This window comes from Winogradskyella bathintestinalis (assembly GCF_030407435.1).
GTDB classification, from domain to species: Bacteria; Bacteroidota; Bacteroidia; order Flavobacteriales; family Flavobacteriaceae; genus Winogradskyella; species Winogradskyella bathintestinalis.
This window is the reverse complement of sequence record NZ_JASDDK010000002.1, coordinates 406034-423988: the sequence shown is the minus strand read 5'-3', so window position 1 is coordinate 423988 and position 17955 is coordinate 406034. Positions and strand designations below refer to the sequence as shown.

Below are 17955 nucleotides of genomic sequence, written 5' to 3'. Positions count from 1 at the left end.
AGTTATAAAGATTATTTATAGAAATTATGAAAACCATCTGCTTTGTAGTCCATAGTTTTCCTTCTGTTTCAGAAACATTTGTGGTCAATCAGATTGTTGGCGCAAAAATGCAAGGGTATTCCGTATGTATATTAACTCACACATTGGGTGCAATAGAACAATCGTCTCAACGCAATCTTATAGAAAAGCACGACTTGCTTAGTAACACTATAGTTTTAGATTATAAAATTCCTAAAACCAAATTCAAGCAACTAGTTACAGGGTTGATTCCTTTAATTAAAAATTTTAAATTTTGGATAAAGCCAGTACAAGTATCCTTAAAACATCGCATTCTCAATTGGCCATTTTTACTAAAGTTTTATCGTCAATTAAAAGACATTGATGTGTTTCATATACAATACGCTATGATGGGTACAGGTATTGCAGAAATGACGAAGACTGGCTTATTAAAAGCGAAAGTAATTACGACGTTTCATGGGCACGATGCTCATTTTAAGAATGAAAACGAATTAAAACAGTTGCAGAGTACATATAAGATATTGTTTAACGTATCAAATTATGTGACGGTAAATACGCCATATTTGAAAACTAAACTAATGACACTAGGTTGTAACGGAGAGAAATTGCGTGTAATACGGATGGCCATTGATGTGGATTATTTTAAAAGTGACCAAACAAAAATGTTGCCCACTAAAAGTAAACTAAAACTAATTTCTGTTGGGCGACTTATTGAGTTTAAAGGGTTTGCCTTTGCTATTAAAGCTATTAAGCTTTTAGTAGATAAAGGGATGAATATTCACTATACTATTGTGGGAGAAGGTGAATTGTATAACCAAATACAAGAACAGATTCAAGCTTTAAATCTTAATAAACATGTGGATTTGGTTGGTAAAAAAAGTCAAGATGAGATAAAAATGGCATTACAAGAGCACCATATCTATTTAATGAGTTCTATTACAAATGCTAAAGGGAGGTGTGAAACACAAGGGGTAGTAACTGCAGAAGCACAAGCTATGGGATTGCCTGTTGTGGCATTTAATAGTGGAGGCATTCCTTATACCATAGTGGATGGTGAAACAGGTTTTTTAGTGCCAGAAAAGAATGTGGAAGCGTATGCCAATGCTATAGTAGAGCTACTAAAAGATTCTGATAGATATCAAATTATGAGCCAGCAAGCCCGAGAATTTGTAGTCAAAAATTTTTCAAATAAGCGTATGATAGATCATTTTGTTAACCTATATGAAAATTAAGTGTTACAAATTATAATGTATATTGGTTTCAAATTGACGTTATACACTGCTCAATTTTTTTATCTCAAATAAATCGAGTTATATAATTAAGAATATCTATGAATAATTGGATTGCCAAAGACACAGATTTATTGCCTGATTTTATAATTGGTGGAGCCATGAAAAGTGGTACAAGCACCATACATCGTATTTTAGATCAGCATCCCAACGTTTTTATTCCCAAAAAGGAAATCGGCTTTTTTGATATTGATAACATTTTAGAACATAGCGATTTTAATTTTTTTGCTGAAAACAAATGGGTGAGCCAATCGATGGAACAAAACCCAAATACCATGTGGGACTGGTATTATGAAAAATTTAAGGGAAAAGAGAAGTTAATAAAAGGAGAAGACTCCACGACATACCTGGCTTCTAAAATAGCTGCAGAACGCATTTCTTTGCAAAAGAAAGACATCAAACTTATTTTTGTTTTGCGGCAGCCAAGTTTACGTGCCTATTCTAACTATTATCATCTTTTACGTACAGGAAGAGCTACACATAGTTTTGAAGATACGATAAGATTTAATCCATTTACGGTAATCAACAGAAGTCTATACAAAGATCAAATAGAGAATTTTTATAAGTTTATTCCCAAATCTAGAATTAAAATTATTGTATTTGAAGATTTAATTTCTAATCAAAAGGCTGTAATAAAAGATTTGTGCCAATTTTTAAATCTAAACTTTGAAGAATTACCAAAGGAAGTCTTAAATATACACGCCAATAAAGCTAGTGTTCCCAAAAGTATTATTCGTCAATTTCAAAAAAATGCTTTACTGCGAAGTTTAGCCAATGCAAAATATGCTAACGATTTACCTTTTAAGTCACTAACTGAAGTAGAGCAACGACCATTTATTGTTAAAGCTATTAACAAGGTACATGCTAAGATTAATCCAAAACTAGCGATTAAACCACCCGAAATTCATCCTGAAACCAAACGGTTTTTGGATACCTATTTCTATAATCAATTATTAGGGTTAGACGAACTAATTAAACAAGATGTATTATCGAAATGGTTTAATGTTAAACAATAGCATTTTTAAATATATTTAGTGACTTAATATAAAAATATGATTTAGTAAAAATAAAAACATTCCAAATTAATACTTAATGAATAGATTTTTTATAAAATGTATATTGTTTTTGCTTCCAATAATTGGTTTGTTATCCTGTGATATTTTTTCACCAATTGATGCATTCACGCATCGACCGTGGGAAGCTTTGCTTTTTGGATCCAACAAATCAATGTATTATTATCCAAATCAAAATTTGACGAAACAATCTGTAGGTGATTTATGTCATCATACGGAATTTGCAATTAAAAAAAATGAGAAATGGATTACAGATAAGTTAGGTTATAGAAATAATACATTCATTAAAAGTCCTGAAGTTTTGATAATTGGTGATTCATTTATAGTAGGTTCAAGTATTACGCAAGACTCAACTATAACAAACGTACTAGCAAATGAATTTAATCGTAAAGTCTATAATATTGCGCCAGCAAATTTTGAAGATTTTATAGATTTATTGAATTCTGGAGTAATAGAAAAACCTAAAATTGTTATTTACGCATTAAATGAGAAAGGAGTACCATCTCCTATAAAAATGGCCAACAAAAAGAGAGTTATTAAAGACGTTTCATCGTTTTCAGTTTTTAAAGATAAAGTAAAGCGATTATATTCTTTAAAATATTTGAAATCTAGATTATTTGGAAAGCATGGACAAGGAGTTCCTGGAATGCTTGATTCAAGTATGTTTTTTTTGAATGGAAAAGAACAAAAATACCCTTACGATCAAGTCATAAATGTGGCTAGTACTATACAATCCTATAAAGCATATTCTGAGTCGATAGATATCGATTTTATATTTCTTCCCTTGCCGATTAAAGAAACGGTTTATTATGATAAAATACCTTTACATACGCAGCCAGATTACTTATTACAATTAGATTCAATACTTCACCGTGAAAAAGTTAAAACAATTAATACTTTAGAATTATTTAATAATTATCGTAATTCAAATTCTGATTTAATTTATCACTTAGATGATACGCATTGGAATGCTAGAGGAGTAGAATTGGTTACAGAAAAAATAGTAAAAATAGTCCAGATTAATAAACAATAGAGTTTAGAATAGACAACAGGTACAAATTGTGTTTTACTGCTCCCAAGAAAACCATTTACATAAAACTTCAGGTGAAATAGTTTCTAAAATGGTAGCGAATTGGATTAAACAGAACTAAAAAAAAACACATTAATAGTTTTGTTCTTCAAACCATTTCGAAAATTTATTTGCGCCTTTAGAATTGAGATGTTCTAGGTCTTTAAATTCAATATCTTCTGTCGGGAAATCTTTAAAATCCAAAAACGGTATAGTGCTAAAGTTTTCCTTGCGAAAAGTTTGAAATAAATCTTCATAATTGTGTCCGTCAAACTGGTTATGATAGGGACTTCTTACAAAAATTAATTTGATGTTTTTATTAGTGCATAGACGCTCTATTTTTTTTAAATACAAAATATCATATTTGGATAGTTCTCTCTCCTTAAGTGTAAATTGCTTTTTTTGGTCAAACTTGTGCGTCATTAAAAGCGAATCAATTTTAGAGCCCTCATTATGTCTATAGCCACCAATAAAGTCAATATAATTATACTGTTTTTTCACGATCCGCTGTAGATTCGTAGGGATAGCTTTTATCAATTCTTGTTGATAAGACAACCCATTGATGGTAGCTAGTAAATAATGATCTTTTAGATCAAAGAATGGAAGATAATTAGGAATCTGATGTTTTTTCCATAGTTTAGAATCCTCCCATGATAATATGGTTTTTGGATTGAATTCTATGTACACCGTATCAACTTGAGGGTTTTGATTTACAATCTTCTTTAATTTTTGGTAGCCGTAAAAATAAGATTCACCAGGATCGGCTAAATTTTTAAGATTAGAAATAAGAGTGTCATTGAAAGTTCCTGCAGGATGCGAGTTGCCTATAACGATTTTAGTGGTGTTCTCCTTAAGTTTAAAGTTAGAACTTAAATTTATAATATAATTGCTAACCACCACCAATACGAAGATACTTCCGTAAAGTATCATAAAAAATAGAACGGTATTTTTTATAAATAACTTCATTTATTAAAACTGAAAATAGATAAAAGTTTTTTCGTTTCTACTAAATAATAAAATAAGAATTACCAATGCGTAGTAAAACCCAAGTCTTATTGGGCGTTTCCATTTAAAACCTAAAGTTTCAATAGCATATTCGTCGCGTCTGCCTAGCCATTCTATACCAATAAATACAACTAATAAGATCAACACATTGGTCGGTCTAACTTCAGGAATAGAAAGTAAAGATTTGTTAAAAACACCTTTAATATATAGGAAGGCATGGGTTATCGTTTCTGCCCTAAAAAAGATCCACGCTAAGGTCGTTAACCCAAACGTGAGCACGATAAGTAATAAGGATTTAAGAGAGGGCCATTTTTTGTTTAATGCAACAATCTCTAGATGATTTCTGTTATTATTGGTTAATAATAAGGGCAGAAAGTAAATGGCATTTAAAAGTCCCCAAACTATAAAGGTCCAATTGGCTCCATGCAAAAACCCGCTGACAATAAAGATGATAAAAACATTTCTAATTACTTTTGTTTTACTGCCTCTGCTACCACCTAACGGGATGTATAAATAATCTCTAAACCACGTAGAAAGCGAAATATGCCATCGTCTCCAAAATTCTGCCATGTCTCTAGAAAAGTAAGGAAAGGCAAAATTTTGCATCAGGTTAAAACCAAAGAGTCTAGCCGTACCAATGGCAATATCGGAATACCCTGAAAAATCGCCGTAAATCTGAAAAGCAAAAAAGACGGCACCAAGCACTAAAGTACTGCCAGAATAATCTTGATGATTATCGAATATAGTGTTAACAACAGTAGCGCAGTTATCTGCAATGACCATTTTTTTAAAAAGTCCCCAAAGAATTTGTCGCAATCCGTTAACAGCATTATGATAAACAAAGGTTCTTTTTTTGTAAAATTGCGGCAGTAAATTAGTGGCACGTTCTATAGGACCGGCCACTAATTGCGGAAAGAAGCTTACAAAAGCTCCAAAGGCTATTAAATTTTTAGTAGGTTCTAACTTGTTGCGATAAACATCTATACTATAGCTCAGCGTCTGAAACGTGTAAAAGCTAATCCCTACAGGTAGAATTATATTTAAAGACCTTGCATCTAAAGGGTGACCAAAAAATGAATAGGCCGTAATAAAATTATCTAGAAAAAAATTATAATATTTAAAAAAGGCTAAAAATCCAAGATTAACAAGAATACTGATCCATAATAGGATTTTACGTTTACTTGTTTTAGTTTCTTTCCCTAAATAAATACCTATGGTGTAATCTACGAGGGTGCTAAATACTATTAAGGATAAAAAGCGCCAATCCCACCAGCCATAGAATACATAACTGGCAATAACAATTAATAGGTTTTGAAGTTTTAAATTTTTATTGGTAACAAACCAATACAGTAAAAATACTATTGGCAAAAAAATAGCAAAATCTATGGAGTTGAAAAGCATAGTGTTTTATTTTCTTATCAGCTTTCTCACTTTTTGAATGATATAGTAGGATATGGAATGCGAATGCACATACTTAATTTTTTTAGCCGATGGACTTTTTATTTTGTTCGCCCAGACCCAGTCGGAATCTTCTTGAATGATGAAATTTCCATAATTGGGATGTTGCATTACCAATAGCTCAAATATAGCTTTGATATGAGGTGTTGTTAATTCTTTTTCAGAGAGACGTCTATGTGATATACCATCAGTTGCATCTTTTCTGAGGTCTGCTCTAGAATAGGTCCATTTATAATCGTCCCAAATAATCCATCCGTTTTCCTTTAATAGTTTATCGCAAAGAAAAAAGGAACTACTATCAATGGTCCAATTTTTTGGGCCATCAATGATGATTAAGTCATATTTTGGTTTACAAATATTATGAGCATTGTCAGAGTTAGATTTTATGTCATTATGCAAAAACCAGTTATAACCAGATTGCATTCTATGTATTTCTACATTGTTATTTAAACCTAAACTATTTAGCTGCTCTTCAACCGAAGGCTTAAAACTGTCTTTAACTTCTATTAAATCGACACAAGTAAGGCTTCCTCCACCAATTTCCTCTAGAGCCGCTGCCATATAACAGCTTGCCGTTCCATGAGCAATACCAAGTTCTAGAATGTGAGAAGGTTTATTTTTTATAATAAAATCGTAAAGTGACTTAGCATTGTTTTTTGAGATGTAAGGGACATCTTTAACTTTATTATAAACGTGTTCAAATGTCATAGTTTTTTAATTAAAATTATTATAATAAATTAAATTTGCGTAAAGCTCTGTCCGCGTGTTCATTGTCTGAAGTATATAAAATTATGCTATTCTAGCCATTTATTTATTCTATTAAATATTCTCTTTAATAGGCTCGATTTTTTATGATGATTTTCTATGGCATGACAACCCACCCAATTTTGGCGATTGGCATCATTATAAGGGTCAATATAAGATTTGCTTTCTGGTATTACACCAAGCCAAATGGCTTTATTTTTTGTGGCGATACAAAATAAATAAACAGAGGCATTTTTATGTGAGTTGAAGGAACAATACATCATATCCATACCGTTTTCTTTAAAAAGTTTATCCATTGTAAGCGGAGTAAACCTCCAGAAATCTCCATAATCTGCATGCATTTCTTGAAGAAAAGGAACAACTACTATAGCAACATCTTTAGTCATTGCACACAGATTCTTAAAAGCTGTATGGACTTCATAAATATGTTCTAGCACTGTATGATTAAAAACCACATCAAAATTGTTCACCAACGCAGTAGGTAAAGTCTCGGTGAGATCTAAAAATATTTCATTTTCAAAATTCTGAAATCCTCTTGCTTCACTTTTATAATTGGTAATACTATAGCTATTTGCATTAGAAAAATAGTCTTTATAGTGTTTGCCTTCTTTGTCAATATCCTTCCAACCGCTAACATTAGCTATATGACCGGAAAACAAATGTGCAAATTTCAATAACTCTCGATTACTCCAAACCCTTGGAAGCCGAAAAGCACGATCTATATTTTTATAATAATCATCTCTTTTCATAATTTTATAATAGCATTATTGATTGACTGCTTAATATAGTTAAAAACCAAAAGTAAATTTTTTTGAAAAAATTGAGGTAACAAAGTCTAAATTAAATTATTGCAAATACAAGATCACATCATCGCTGCTTCTAAAACGGTGCAGTTGAAGAGATGAATAGTAGTCTTTTATTATAAAAAAGATCTTTATCAATTTGAATTTTACTAAGCTTATATAAAAAAGATAATCTCAAGAGGGTTTGTATTTAAAAACATGAAAATCAGGTTGGTATATTGAGTGAATTTTTTTTAATTGAAATGAATTGGGGTTTTCGAGAATATTCTTCTTTCTAGCATGAGGCATTATTGATATTATACGACTAGGCTCATCGTATATATTTTCTAAAATTATTGGTAGATCGGAAGAAATGTTTTCCATTTTACCAATAAAATCATATTTATTTATATCAAAAAATAATAAATCTTTTTGCAATGACCAATGAGCATTATGATAAATCCCGCCATTTTCTAAATAAAATAAAAATTCATCAAAAGTGATATCATCATTTTCATTCTTATTCAAAGCTCTTAAAATTAGTTTTCTTTGCGGAGCATTTTTGTTTTTTACTTTATCTAAATAAGCTGAAGTTATTCTAGAAACAGGATTTCTAACCAAGGTGAATTTATAAAGATTTTGGAGTTGTTTCAGTTGTTGAAAATCTAAATCATTTATATAGGTAAAGTAGTTATTTTTTATAATTTGAACTTCATCCAATGACTTCAATTTAACGCCACTTTCTTTAGCATATAAACTTGCAATCACAGTAGAATTAGCAGCTTTGGGAATTCTGTTGTAAAAATAATTTTCTTTAAATGAAATAATTGTTCTACTGCCTACTATCTTAAAAGGTAAATCACCTTTGTACATTTTTCTAATTTTCCAACGTACAAATTTAGATTTTTGGTTAGCCAATTTAAGTTTTAGAATTTTCATTATAATATAATTTTAAACTAAGATTACTTGAGCGAATTTATATGTGTCAAAAAATAAATACAATGTTAATTCGATTAAAGTCTAATTATTTGATGGAGTAAGTACTGCGTTGTTAAAATATTTTGAAAAGAATTAAATCCCTAAAGGTTAAAGATAAATCAATTAGTTTAGTCTTGAATTTTAAAACTTCATATTTTTACGGGTAAATAATACATTATATTGAATGTCTTCAAATATAGAAAAATCAATCACCATTATAGTTAGGACAACAGGTGAATCCACAACTGAGATTTTAGTTAAGCAATTGCAAAAGCAAATTACAGAACAAGATAGCTTGCTCATAATAGATAAAGAGGAGTGTTTTGAAGACAAATTAAAAAATGGTTTTAAACTTGGAGTTGAAGAAAATAAGGCATTTACTGTATTTATAGATGCTGATATTCTATTAAGACATAATGCAATTAAAAAAATTAAAAAATTAACGAATAAACTTAAAGATTCCGATTTAGGGTTTGGTTTGCGTTTATGGGATCGATTTTATGACAGACCAAAATTCAGAGGACTTCATGTTTATAGAACAAATTTACTAGAAAAGGCTATTTTATATGTTCCTGAACCTAATGTGAAGTTAAGACCAGAATCATTTACAAAACAAAAAATGAAAGAAGACGGACATGACTGGAGGAACGGAATTTCATTTTACGTAGCTGGAATTCATGACTTTTTTCAAAATTCAGAAGATATTTATTATAAGTTTTTAATCAGATCTAAAAGATCAAGAAATGATTTATTCGAGTTAAAGAAAAAATTTCGTTTAGCTCGTGAAACCGATTATAAAATTGCGCTTCAAGGAATCTTAGATGGTGAACAAATGACAGACATAACCAATAATAAATTTTTATATAAAAACACACCTACCAACTTACCTAAGTTAAATTTAGGTTTTAACCATATAAACAAATCAACTGATCTAATAATTATAAAAAAGCTAATTAAGCATTATCGCATTAACCGTTTATTTTGGAAGTCTATTTAAAAAGTTGTTAAGTTAGAATCTAATTAGTGCAAGGACTTTAAAAAAGACACGAAATATTCTTTTCATTAATGAATGCTGTATGTATTCTTAGTCATAAATAACGCATGATTATGATGTTAATTTCTTAAGATTTACGTATTATAAATTTACTTCGTTTTTAGAATTTATTCTCACTAGTAAATGCCTAATTGGTTTATGGTTAAATTAAATAAACCTTATATATTTGAAATTCGTTTAAACAATCTTAAAAACAAATTATGAATTTTTTTAAAAGCGGCATAAAAAAGCAACTATGTCTTTAAGTATCATTACACCACATTATAACGATTTTGAAGGTTTGCAAAGACTCTATGATTGTTTGATAAATCAGACAAATTCAGATTGGGAATGGATTATTGTTGATGACTTTTCAGATAAAACAGAACTTGTAAATATAGAAAATTGGTTATCGAATACAGTTGATAAAAGAGTTCGGTTTATTAAAAACCCACAAAAAACTAACGCTTCGGTATGTAGAAATATAGGGGCAGAAGCAGCTAATTTTGAAAATTTGGTTTTTTTGGATGCTGACGATTATATATCTAAGACTTTTGTCCATAATAGGGATATTATATGTAATGAATTTGTAGTCTATAAAAATAGAGCTGTAATTGATCGTAATGGCACCCAAGAACATAGACCAAGCTTGAATAAAAACTATTTAGACAGTTTTTTAAACGCCAAATTTTTATGGCAAACCACTGCTATTCTGTGGCATAAGTCGTTTTTTAATAAAATTGGTAAGTTTGATCCTAATTTACATCGTTTACAAGATGTGGAGCTCTCTATAAGGGCATTATATGCTTCCAAAAACTATGAGGTTATTGATAATGCTATTGATTTTTTTTACTGCACAAAACCAATTCGTTTAAAGTCTGATATTGTAAAAAAATCTTGTGCCTCCGTAAATTATTTAATTTTAAAGCTCCATAGTAACTATAATTTAGAGGCTTATAGGCAATCTTTACTGAAGTCTTACTACTATGCGTGCGTTAAAGGATTACACCGCTGTAAAAACAGCAAAGATGTTGTTTATGTAAAAGAGAGTCTCAACTTATTTTATAATAAGCGCTATATTAACTTCTATAAATATTCTATTGGAAATATACTTTTGTTTTGTTACAAGCATCATATTATTTCTGATGACTTATTTATAAGCGCCAATCGGTATTTATTTAAATAAGACTGATAAATAATAATAAAACCATCAGTACCATTATTAGATGAATTGTAAATTACGTATTTTTCGCACCAATCTTAAATTTAGTTGTACAATTCGCGTTTTAGTAAAAGGTCTTATTGCCGTACATTAATGATAAAAGTTTCTGTTATATTGCCCATATACAATGGAGAAGCGACCCTCTCAAATACTTTAGACAGTTTGGTGGCACAAACTTTTAAGGATTTTGAGGTTATTGCTTGTATTGATGGAACTACAGATAAATCAGAATCTATTTTAAAGGATTATGCTTTAAAATTTAAAAAACTCAGCATTCTACATAATACAATTAATAGAGGGTTAGGGCCAACCATGAACCGTTTAGTTTATAACGCTTCTGGGACTTATATAGCCGTAGCAGAGCAAGATGATTATTATTATCCAGAACGTTTACAATTACAGGTCGATGTCTTAGATAAAAATTTGGAAATAGGCTTAGTTTCTGGTATTGCTGAGTTTAAAAGTGGTGATCAGGTACATGGTCAGTTTCCTGGACTATTAGTTCATGGTAAACAATACCCAAGAGGCGTAGATATGTTTTTGCTCAATTATAAATATCATATAAAGGTCGTAAATAGCTGTATGATGTTTCGGAAATCTGTTCATGTAGAAAATGGTCTATATTTTACGCAGCATTATCCTAGTATCAGTGTAGATTGGACGTACGTGCTGCGATTCTCTCTTCTTTCTAATATTCACGGTATTCATAATGTATTGGTAGGGTTGGATCGTCGTTCTGATAGAGATTCGGTGACATCCAACAAACAGAAACAATTTAAAGCAACCAGAGAGTTATTGAGAGCTTTTGCTTATGAGTATCCAGATATAATTAATAAAGAAGTTTACAACTATGCTATGAGAAGTCAATATGTATTAGAAATTAGTTCAAAATCTGGAATTTCTTATATAATGACTTGGTTATTTTATTTTATAAAATACCCTTTTGAAAAGCGCTATATTGCTAGTATAAAGAAAAGACTATTGCAAAAATTATAAATTTATTTTAACTGAAAATATGATGTTTTTAAAGCAGTATTTTGTGGATTTGCTCAATACCTATCGCATAGGTAAAAGTGTATATTCTGATGCGTATTTTAAAAGAACGGCTCAATTATCTGTCCTCGAAAACTTAAAGAAACCAAGACGCACCACTATTATAAATCATCTTATCACTGTGGTAAACGCTCAAAATTATCTTGAAATTGGAGTAAGGGATCCTGGAAAAAACTTTAATAGAATTCAGTGTAAAAATAAATTTTCTGTGGATCCAGGTATCGAGTTTGAAGACAATCCAGTAGATTTTAAAATGACATCGGATACATTTTTTAAGAAATTGAATAACGATGAACTGGAAATAAAATCGAATATTAAGTTTGATGTTATATTTATTGATGGCTTGCATATCTCTGATCAAGTAGAAAAAGATATTTTAAATAGTCTCAATTTTATAGACGATGATGGCTTTATAATTTTACACGATTGTAATCCTCCTTCGGAATACCATCAAAGAGAGACCTATAATTTTATGTACTCTCCTGCTCGAAATTTTTGGAATGGTACCACATGGAAAGCACTTTACAAATTTAGACACGCTAATGGTTTATATTCCATTTGTTTTGATTGTGATTGGGGTGTTGGAGTTATATCGAAAAAACAATATCCTGGTTTTAATACGCTTAAAGGTGACATTGAAAATAAATTTTACGAATTTTCAGTCTTAAATGAGCATAGAGCACAACACTTAAATTTACAATCTTTTGAAAATTGGATAACATTGTTAAAAGACTAATAAAAACTTGCTCTACAATTGAAAACGTTTAGGATCATTCAGTTTTATATGTTTAAACCTATATGTCCCTGTTTCTCAGAATCTACTTATTTTAAATATAGTCTTACTTAAGGAAGCATAATGGATTGCACTATATTTTATTATATTAGTCCTCAAATTTCGCCATGACCATTACGACATCTATAATTCCAAATAAATTGCAATTTGCAAAGAAGGCCGAGGTAGAACATGCGCTAAATTATGAGGCGATATGTATTTTTATAGCTACGGGGTTTTTTATGGATGACGATACCTATTGGAAAGATTTGGTATGTTTAGCACCAGGACATAAACATGAGTTGGATGAAAACGGCTACTTGATTAAAAGTGAACCAACCTATCAATGGCATTACACTCCAAGAGATATTACGTTTGAAGAAGCACTTAATGAATACGTTGCTTTACTTACAGAAATAACCAAGGAGCAAGTTGGTAACTCTAAAGTTATATTGCCACTTTCGGGAGGATTGGACAGTAGAAGTCAAGCACTTATTTTTAAGAATTTACCTAATTCAGTACAATCTTTTAGTTATGCTTTTGAAGGTGGTTACCCTGAGCATCAGATCGCAAAGCAAATTGCCGCCAATTGTGGTTTTAATTTTGAAGCTTTTACCATCCCAAAAGGCTATTTATGGGATGTTGTAGAGGAGATGTCTCAATTGATTGGTGGTTATTCTGAATTTACCCATCCAAGGCAAATGGCCGTATTACCCGAATTAAAACAGATGGAAGGCGTGTTTTCGTTAGGTCATTGGGGCGATGTGTTGTTTGATCGTGGAGTGCCAGAAGGAACACAAGCCTCTGAGATTATTCCCTTATTACTAAAAAAAATGGTAAAGCCTAAAGGTATGGAGCTTGCTGAAAAATTATGGGATTACTGGAACCTTAGTGGTGATTTTAAAACGTATTTATTAAATCGTGTTGAAGTTGGTTTAGAAAAGATAAAAATTGAAGATATCAGTGCAAAAGTTAGAGCGTTTAAATCGAGTCAATGGGCACATCGGTGGACGACAACTAATTTGTGCATTTTTGAGGCAGCACATCCGATAAATATGCCTTATTACGATAATCGTATGTGCGAGTTTATTTGCTCTATACCCGAAGCCTATTTAGCAGATAGACGTCTTCAGATTGCGCATCTAAAACAAGACCGTACTTTAGCAAACATTACCTGGCAAGAGCAGAAACCGTTCAATCTTAATACGTATCAATACAATAAAACACCTTATAATTTACCTTATCGTATATCAAATAAAGTTAAACGTGTAATAAAAAGTCAATTAGGAAACCCATATATTCAACGCAATTGGGAATTACAATTTTTAGGAGAAGATAATGCTAAGCGTTTAGAAAACCATTTGTTTAATATTAATTTTAATCGGTGGATTCCTAAAGCATTTATCAATGAGACATATGAAGATTTTAAACATAAAGATGCTATTGGTGGTTCGCATGCCATTAGTATGCTGTTAACCTTGTCTTCATGGCATCAACAGAATTTTAATGATTTATAAATATCCAATTGTCAATAACACAATTTAAGACATATAGTTAATCAATGAATGATAAGCATATAAGAATTTTATATACCATTCCAAATTTTAATACCGCTGGTAGTGGTAAATCTGTTTATGATTTGGTGAGTGGTTTAGATAGATCTATTTTTGAACCCGAAATTTGTTGTTTTCATAATAAAGGAGCTTTTTTTAAAGAGGTTGAAGCTTTAGGAGTGAAAATCCATATTTTTCCTTTTACATCAGCATATAAACCGCGATTAGGATTTTTATCTCGAGTTTTCAAAATTCGAAATTTTTTTAAAACACATCAGTTTGATGTGATTCACTCTTGGCATTGGAGCTCGGATATTTCTGAGCCTTTGGCCGCGAAGTTAGCAGGTATTCCTTATGTTTATACTAAAAAAGCAATGGGCTGGGAAAGTCGATATTGGAAATGGCGTTCTCAATTAAGTTCTAAAGTTATTGTAGTTAATGAAGATATGATGTCATTTTATTTTTCTAAAATGCTTCATAAAGCAGTTCAATTTCCGTTAGCGATAGATGTTAATCGTTACCAACCTACTTTAGGCTCTGATGTTATGAGGGAGCAATTAGGATTATCAGTTAATGATTTTGTAATTATCTCCGTTGCTAATTTAGTTGAGGTGAAAGGTATTGAGACCTTGTTAGATGCCGTAAATCAATTGGATAATCCAAAAATAAAAGTGTTAGTTGTTGGAGGTGATTCTAGTGATTATGCAGTGATGTTAAAATCAAAATATAAAGCATATTCACATATCAAATTTATTGGAAAACAACTAGATGTCCGCCCATATTTGGCATTGTCCGATTTATTTGTAATACCTACAAAGGATGAAGGCAGAAGAGAAGGGATCCCAAATGCACCTTTAGAAGCTATGGCTATGAATCGTATTGTGTTAGGCTCTAATATATCTGGAATAAGAGATATTTTAAAAGTATTTCCAGATTGTATGTTCCAAGCTGATGATATTTCTGATTTGAAAGATAAAATTAAAACAATAATGAATCTATCAGAAGATAAGAGGTTAGCGTTAGAAACTCAGATGAGAAGGCGTGTTGTTGATGAGTTCTCAATTGAAGACTTTATAGAACGTCATCAATCGTTATATCAAGAACTCGTAAAGTCCAATTTATCTTCCTAAATATTAAAAAGCATAGTGTTTAAAAGATTTATAACTTTAGAGCTTTAATTCATATTTTGAAAAAACGTCAATCAATTGCTATATATTCTGGTGTTAGTCAAAGCACTACTTTCATTGAACGCTTAATTAAAGGCCTGGTAAAAGCAAATACTAATGTATATGTTTTTGGTTCTCATATAGAAAAACCAACGCATCATAAAAATATCACTTATATCACTTATGGTCAAAAATGGCATAAACTTGTAGTGCTGATTAAGTACAGCATATTGCTATTCATTTTTAAGCTTAAAGAGAAAAAAAGATTGGATGCAATAATTGAAGCTAGTGGTAAGGGAAGTTATCTATTAAGATTAAAATATTATCCTGTATTATATCATAGACCAGACATATTCCATATCCAATGGGCTAAAAGTTTGGAAGATTGGATTTGGGTTGAAGGTTTTGGGATGAAAGTAGTCTTGAGTTTAAGAGGTGCTCATATTAATTATTCTCCAATTATAGATAAACAATTAGCAACTCTTTATAAATTGCATTTCCCTAAAATTTCTGCGTTTCATGCAGTGTCTAAAGCGATAGCTAAGGAAGCGACAAAATATGGAGCTGATGCCGATAAGATTAAAGTCATTAAAAGTGGTTTGAATTTCGATGATTTTTCCTTTGAATTGAAATTGTATAATTCAGAAACACCATTAGAAATTATATCTGTAGGACGAGATCATTGGAAAAAGAATTACAAATTGGCCCTAGATGCCTTGTTTGAATTAAAACAACTAGAAAAAGCATTTCATTATACAATAATCGGTGTAAAAAATAATGAAGCGCTACTACACCAACGCTCACAACTTAGATTAGAAGAAAATGTTAGTTTCATTGACTCATTAGCATTTAGTGAAGTTCAAGAAGCTATAAAGAAAGCGGATGTGATGTTATTACCAAGTGTAGAGGAAGGCATAGCAAATGTGGTTTTAGAGGCCATGGCTTTAGGAACCTTAGTGGTAAGTACTACTTGTGGCGGCATGGCGGAAGTGGTATTTCCTAATGAAACAGGGTTTTTAGTGCCAAACCGAAATGTAGTAACGATGTATAAAACACTTATTGAAGTCTCAGAATTGTCTATAGAAGATTACCAACGCATAACAACACAAGCCAAAGCATTTGTAGAAAATTATCATAATGAAAATCAAATGGTCACTGAAATGCAGTCTTTCTATAAAACTTTAAAACCTCAAATTTTATGATTATAGGGGTTGTGCTAGGTTCAGCACCAGGTTATTCGGAAACATTTTTTAGTTCTAAAATACAGGGCTTACAGCAATCAGGTCATCAAGTGCTTTTATTTAGTGGTGATAATTCTAACGATTTTAAATTATGTCCTGTAATTTTATTTCCAAAACAGTATCAAAGCCGATTTAAACAAGCTGTAATATTAATTTGGGTGTATCTTAGTCTTCTTCCTTTTTTTAAATCCGTTTTTAAATTTGTAAAAATGGAGCGTCATGATGGGATATCTTGGATTAGGATTTCTAAAAGTTTATATAGTTACGCACCGATTTTTAAGAATAAGTTAGATTGGTTACATTTTGGATTTGGGACTTTGGCGCTCGGTGGTGAGAATTTGGCAGCTTCCAAACAAGCAAAAATGGCAGTTAGTTTTAGAGGTTTTGATATTGGTGTTTATCCCATAAAACATCCTCATTGTTATCGGCGATTATGGGATAAAGTTTTTAAAATTCATGTGATTTCAGATGATATTGCTCAATTGACTTATCAACATGGTTTTAAAGATCAAGCCCCAATTGTAAAAATTACTCCAGCAATAGATACCAAATATTTTTCTGAATCTAATAAAACCTTAATAGATACACCTATACAAATGGTAACTATAGCGAGATTACATTGGAAAAAAGGTTTAAATTATACCTTGGAAGCATTGTCGATATTAAAGAAAGCAGGATTTTCATTTCAATATCGTATTATAGGTACAGGTTCTGAAATCGAAACTTTGAAATTTACTTGTTATCAGTTGGGTTTGGAAAAGGAAGTGTTATTTTTAGGCAAATTGGCGCATCTTGAAGTAAAACAACAATTAGAGCAATCACAAATTTATATTCAATATAGTGTACAAGAAGGATTTTGTAATGCGGTTTTAGAAGCACAAGCCATGGGCTTATTGTGTGTGGTTAGTGATGCAGAAGGGTTGCAAGAAAATGTATTACATAATCAAACAGGATGGGTTGTTCCTAAACGTCAACCTCAATTATTGGCTGATAAAATTATCGAAGTAATAGAATTAACTGAGGCTAAAAAGAAGCATATAATTGAGCGTGCTATATTACGTGTTAAAAAGGAATTTAATATACAAAAGCAACAGCAAGAATTTTTACATTTTTACGAGGAATAATTTATTTTAATAAATAATAACAGATTAAAATATCCTTTAAAAGGACGTCTTAATAGTGAGCATTTTAATAATATTATAATATATAACATTATAAGTTTTGTGATTCTAAGAGAAAGCCTAAAGAATTAGTAAGCACTACTTAAATAATATTATATTTACCAAGCAATCAAAAAAAAATAAACATGCCAAAGAGTGCCGTAGAAAGTATAAATAAAAATTATAATCTACTGAAACAATAATGTGCATTTGTTGAATACTATTCAAGCTAAAATATTTTAAATGGTTAAAATGTCACTATTAGAAGTATTAGCTTTTTTTTTAAGACTATATAATAATGTATTGAAATGAAGACTT

Annotated in this window: 16 protein-coding genes; 11 read left to right on the top strand and 5 right to left on the bottom strand. The window is 30.7% G+C overall.

What is annotated here, in order from left to right; genetic code table 11:
- Positions 1-26: 26 nt before the first annotated feature.
- From QMA06_RS06840 to QMA06_RS06830, 3 genes are all read left to right on the top strand, one after another.
- Positions 27-1250, top strand: coding sequence for a glycosyltransferase (locus tag QMA06_RS06840; RefSeq protein WP_290206123.1), 1224 nt, complete (start codon positions 27-29; stop codon positions 1248-1250).
- A gap of 98 nt (positions 1251-1348) precedes the next feature.
- Positions 1349-2323 (top strand): sulfotransferase family protein, encoded by a 975-nt coding sequence (locus QMA06_RS06835; protein WP_290206122.1) that lies wholly within the window; start codon positions 1349-1351, stop codon positions 2321-2323.
- A 76-nt stretch (positions 2324-2399) separates the two neighbouring features.
- Positions 2400-3413, top strand: a complete 1014-nt coding sequence (locus QMA06_RS06830; protein ID WP_290206121.1) for a hypothetical protein — start codon at positions 2400-2402, stop codon at positions 3411-3413.
- A 129-nt stretch (positions 3414-3542) separates the two neighbouring features.
- Here QMA06_RS06830 and QMA06_RS06825 read toward each other — a convergent pair whose 3' ends face one another.
- The 5 genes from QMA06_RS06825 to QMA06_RS06805 all read right to left on the bottom strand — a co-directional run bounded on the left by QMA06_RS06825 (position 3543) and on the right by QMA06_RS06805 (position 8398).
- The gene (locus QMA06_RS06825) at positions 3543-4415 is read right to left on the bottom strand and encodes a hypothetical protein (RefSeq protein WP_290206120.1); all 873 of its coding nucleotides are present in this window, start codon (positions 4413-4415) and stop codon (positions 3543-3545) included.
- Positions 4416-4418: 3 nt separating this feature from the next.
- Positions 4419-5855 (bottom strand): MBOAT family O-acyltransferase, encoded by a 1437-nt coding sequence (locus QMA06_RS06820; protein WP_290206119.1) that lies wholly within the window; start codon positions 5853-5855, stop codon positions 4419-4421.
- Between the two features lie 6 nt (positions 5856-5861).
- Positions 5862-6620, bottom strand: a complete 759-nt coding sequence (locus tag QMA06_RS06815) for a class I SAM-dependent methyltransferase (protein WP_290206118.1) — start codon at positions 6618-6620, stop codon at positions 5862-5864.
- 86 nt (positions 6621-6706) lie between these two features.
- Positions 6707-7426, bottom strand: coding sequence for a methyltransferase domain-containing protein (locus tag QMA06_RS06810; protein ID WP_290206117.1), 720 nt, complete (start codon positions 7424-7426; stop codon positions 6707-6709).
- Positions 7427-7654: 228 nt separating this feature from the next.
- Positions 7655-8398, bottom strand: a complete 744-nt coding sequence (locus tag QMA06_RS06805) for a sulfotransferase family protein (protein ID WP_290206116.1) — start codon at positions 8396-8398, stop codon at positions 7655-7657.
- Positions 8399-8621: 223 nt separating this feature from the next.
- Here QMA06_RS06805 and QMA06_RS06800 point away from each other — a divergent pair, with 223 nt between their 5' ends.
- The 8 genes from QMA06_RS06800 (at position 8622) to QMA06_RS06765 (ending at position 17601) form a co-directional block, all read left to right on the top strand.
- On the top strand, positions 8622-9434 hold the full coding sequence (locus QMA06_RS06800) for a hypothetical protein (RefSeq protein ID WP_290206115.1): 813 nt from the start codon (positions 8622-8624) through the stop codon (positions 9432-9434).
- 292 nt (positions 9435-9726) lie between these two features.
- Complete coding sequence (locus QMA06_RS06795; RefSeq protein WP_290206114.1) at positions 9727-10656, top strand: glycosyltransferase family 2 protein; 930 nt, start codon at positions 9727-9729, stop codon at positions 10654-10656.
- Positions 10657-10785: 129 nt separating this feature from the next.
- Complete coding sequence (locus QMA06_RS06790; protein WP_290206113.1) at positions 10786-11688, top strand: glycosyltransferase family 2 protein; 903 nt, start codon at positions 10786-10788, stop codon at positions 11686-11688.
- 19 nt (positions 11689-11707) lie between these two features.
- Entirely contained in the window at positions 11708-12481 is a 774-nt protein-coding gene (locus QMA06_RS06785) for a class I SAM-dependent methyltransferase (protein WP_290206112.1), read from the top strand.
- Positions 12482-12645: 164 nt separating this feature from the next.
- Positions 12646-14034, top strand: a complete 1389-nt coding sequence (locus QMA06_RS06780; RefSeq protein WP_290206111.1) for an asparagine synthase-related protein — start codon at positions 12646-12648, stop codon at positions 14032-14034.
- Positions 14035-14078: 44 nt separating this feature from the next.
- Entirely contained in the window at positions 14079-15200 is a 1122-nt protein-coding gene (locus QMA06_RS06775) for a glycosyltransferase (protein ID WP_290206110.1), read from the top strand.
- A 56-nt stretch (positions 15201-15256) separates the two neighbouring features.
- Positions 15257-16438, top strand: a complete 1182-nt coding sequence (locus tag QMA06_RS06770) for a glycosyltransferase family 4 protein (RefSeq protein ID WP_290206109.1) — start codon at positions 15257-15259, stop codon at positions 16436-16438.
- Positions 16435-17601, top strand: a complete 1167-nt coding sequence (locus QMA06_RS06765; protein WP_290206108.1) for a glycosyltransferase family 4 protein — start codon at positions 16435-16437, stop codon at positions 17599-17601. The genes QMA06_RS06770 and QMA06_RS06765 overlap by 4 nt, the downstream gene beginning before the upstream one ends.
- Positions 17602-17955 lie beyond the last annotated feature (354 nt).